Consider the following 2,873-nt stretch of genomic DNA (forward strand, 5'->3'; position numbering starts at 1 on the left):
GAACAGGTGAGATGCGTCTGAGTATAAAAAAGCCGCCCCGGAGGACGGCTTGATACCAGTTTTTTACTTTCCCCAGGAATCCATCAATTCTCGTGCCAGAACATACATTTTACCGCTGTTCCCCTGCGCTGATTTGTAGCTCTCAACGCTGATCGCCTCCCTTTCTATGAGGGATTCGATGCACTCTTTGAAATCGCGTTTTTTCATGTGGGAGGCGTTGAGCAGGGCGGAATGTCCTGCTTTTCCGTTGTATTTCTGGATCAGGATCTCCACCAGTTTGCGTTCTCCGGCGAGTTTGTCCTGTTCGTCCACGATCTCCAGGAAGGGGATGGTGTTGGCGAAGTAGAAATCGCAGAGGTAGAGGGCCTGGCGGTGTCTCCAAATCTTGTTTTTTGCCGCGGTTCACCAACCCAACAGGCTAAAGCGCCAAAACGCCACCAAGGAATTTCCCGCTCAGCATAATTGGGGCAACAGCAACCAACAAAAAACCACAGCTATGGAATGCCTTTTGCATGAATCAACTCAGAGATAAAAAAAAATAAAAGGTGGCGGTTATGAAACATTCGATTTTAGTGCTGCTCCTGCTGCTGGGCTCGCTGGCCCTGTCGGCTGATGTGGTTTACAATTACACTTTGGGCAAGCCCACGGTCAAATCCGAGGGCGAATACAGCAGCGTGGTTCTGCAAGGCGGGCAAACTTACGGCACGCCGGGACAGCCTGATCTGCCCTGGATCGGCAGCAAGCTGCTATTGCCATTGGGAGAAATTGCCCAGGAGATCCAGGTGAAGCTGAGTTCCCCGCAAGTCTTTTCTCTGGCCAAGCCGGTCTCCCCCATTCAGCCTCAATATCCCTTCTCGCAAGAGGAGATTATGGATCCCGCCGGACCCGATCCGCTGATATATGGCAACTCTGCCTCCTTCCCTGAACAGGCCCATAACGGTGTAAACACCCACTTTTTGGCCGGGCATCCGATCAATTTCACAGCCTTTTGCCCCTTTGCCTACAATCCCCAAACCGGGGAGCTTGTTTTCTACCAGAATGTTACCATCAGCGTCAGAACAGCCCCCGCGGAGAAAGCCTCCCGGGCTTTGGCTTTGCTGAAACAGGATTCCTTCATCAGCCAGTACCTGCTCCGCAGCGTGGACAATTCCGAACATGTCCCGCGCTATGAAACACGCACTGACGGCTTTGAATACCTGATCATCCATGACGCGGACAAACTTGCCCAATGGATCCCCTTTCGGGACCTGCATGCCAACCGCGGCCTGAACATGCTGATGAAGCCCGTGCAGGAGATAGTCCAACAATACGCGGGGCAGGACACCCAGGAAAAGATCCGCAACTACATCATCGACATTTATGCCGGAAATCCCCTCCGCCACGTTCTGCTGGCAGGCGACACCGACGTGCTCCCCCATCGCGGGTTCTATGTGAACATGGGCGGCGGCAGCCAGGTGGACGCGGATATCCCGGCGGACATGTATTTCAGTTGCCTGGACGGCAATTGGAACGACGACAACGACGCCTACTGGGGCGAGATCTATGAAGCGGACCTGGTGCCGGAGCTTTCCATCGGCCGGTTCTGCTACAATTCCGACGCCGAGATCGCCAATTTCATCAATAAGACCTATAAATACATGCATGAGCCCGTGATCGACGAGGTGACCACCTCCTTGTTCCTGGGCGAATGGCTGTGGGACGGCCCGACTTGGGGCGGCGACTACATGGACGAAATGATTGGCGGCAGCTCCGCCAACGGATACACGACCGTCGGCATCCCCACAACCTGGGACATAGGCACCCTTTATGACCGCACCTACGGTTACGCCGATGCCTGGACCGGCAGCCAACTCCGCCCGCTGCTCAGCGAAGGCCCGACCCTGGTGAACCATCTGGGCCATTCCAACACCACCTACACGATGCGGCTTTCCAACACCCAGGTTTCCGCCACCACGATCACCAACAACGGAGATAACCACAATTTCTCCGTCGTCTTCACCCAGGGCTGCTATTCCGGCGCCTTTGACAACCGCACGACCAACGCCGGACAATACACCAGCGACTGCATCACGGAAAAATTCACCAGCATCAGCACCGCCGCCGTGGCCATGGTGGCCCATTCCCGCTATGGTTGGGGCGTCCAGGGTTCCACGAACGGAGCCTCGCAATACTTTCACCGCCAATATCTCGACGCCCTGTTCGGGGAAAACATCAACGAACTGGGCTTCATGCTGGTCGACAGCAAGATCGACAACATACCCTACATCCAAAACACGCCGGTGATGTATTGGGTGACCTATGAGACCAACGTGATCGGAGATCCGGGTTTGGCGGTCTGGAGCGACACCCCCCAGCAGATCATGGCCCAGCTTCCCTCCTATTGGACCGTGGGCCTGAACACCTACCAGGTCCAAACCAACGCCCCCTATGCCTCCTTGCGCCTGAAAAGCGGGAACGACATCATTGTCGAGGCCACAGCCAATGTGACCGGCATGATCAATATCACCCTGCTGGACACCCTGACCCCCGGCGATTATGACCTGTACATCACGGCCCCGAATTTCTTCGTCCTGCATGAACTGATCACGGTCCAGGCCAGCGACATGCCCTATATCGTCGCCACCCAGGTCACTTATCAGGACACTGACGGGCTGTTCCACACCGGCGAGATCGTGGACATGGACGTCACGCTCGAAAACGTGGGCCTGGTGGACCAGATTAATCCGGGAAGCGTGGCTTTGGTGAGCAATTCCCCGAACATCGTGGTCCTGAACAGCAGTTACGGCTTCGATCCCTTGGCGGCAGCCGACACAACCATGATCAATGGCTTCTTCCGCTTCCGCATCCAGGGCAATTTCGCCGATCAGAGCCTC

2 protein-coding genes are annotated in these 2,873 nt (G+C 55.7%); one reads left to right on the forward strand and one right to left on the reverse strand.

Translation table 11 applies throughout. The features are described from left to right. Positions 1 to 63: 63 nt before the first annotated feature. A complete protein-coding gene (locus K0B87_09545; protein ID MBW6514979.1) occupies positions 64 to 312 on the reverse strand; it encodes a hypothetical protein in 249 nt (82 codons plus the stop codon). A gap of 242 nt (positions 313 to 554) precedes the next feature. Between K0B87_09545 and K0B87_09550 the strand changes: the two genes are divergently transcribed. Further along, positions 555 to 2,873, forward strand: a 2,319-nt coding sequence (locus K0B87_09550; protein ID MBW6514980.1) for a hypothetical protein, incomplete at its 3' end; no start/stop codon positions are given.

The organism is Candidatus Syntrophosphaera sp. (assembly GCA_019429425.1).
Classification (GTDB): domain Bacteria; phylum Cloacimonadota; class Cloacimonadia; order Cloacimonadales; family Cloacimonadaceae; genus Syntrophosphaera.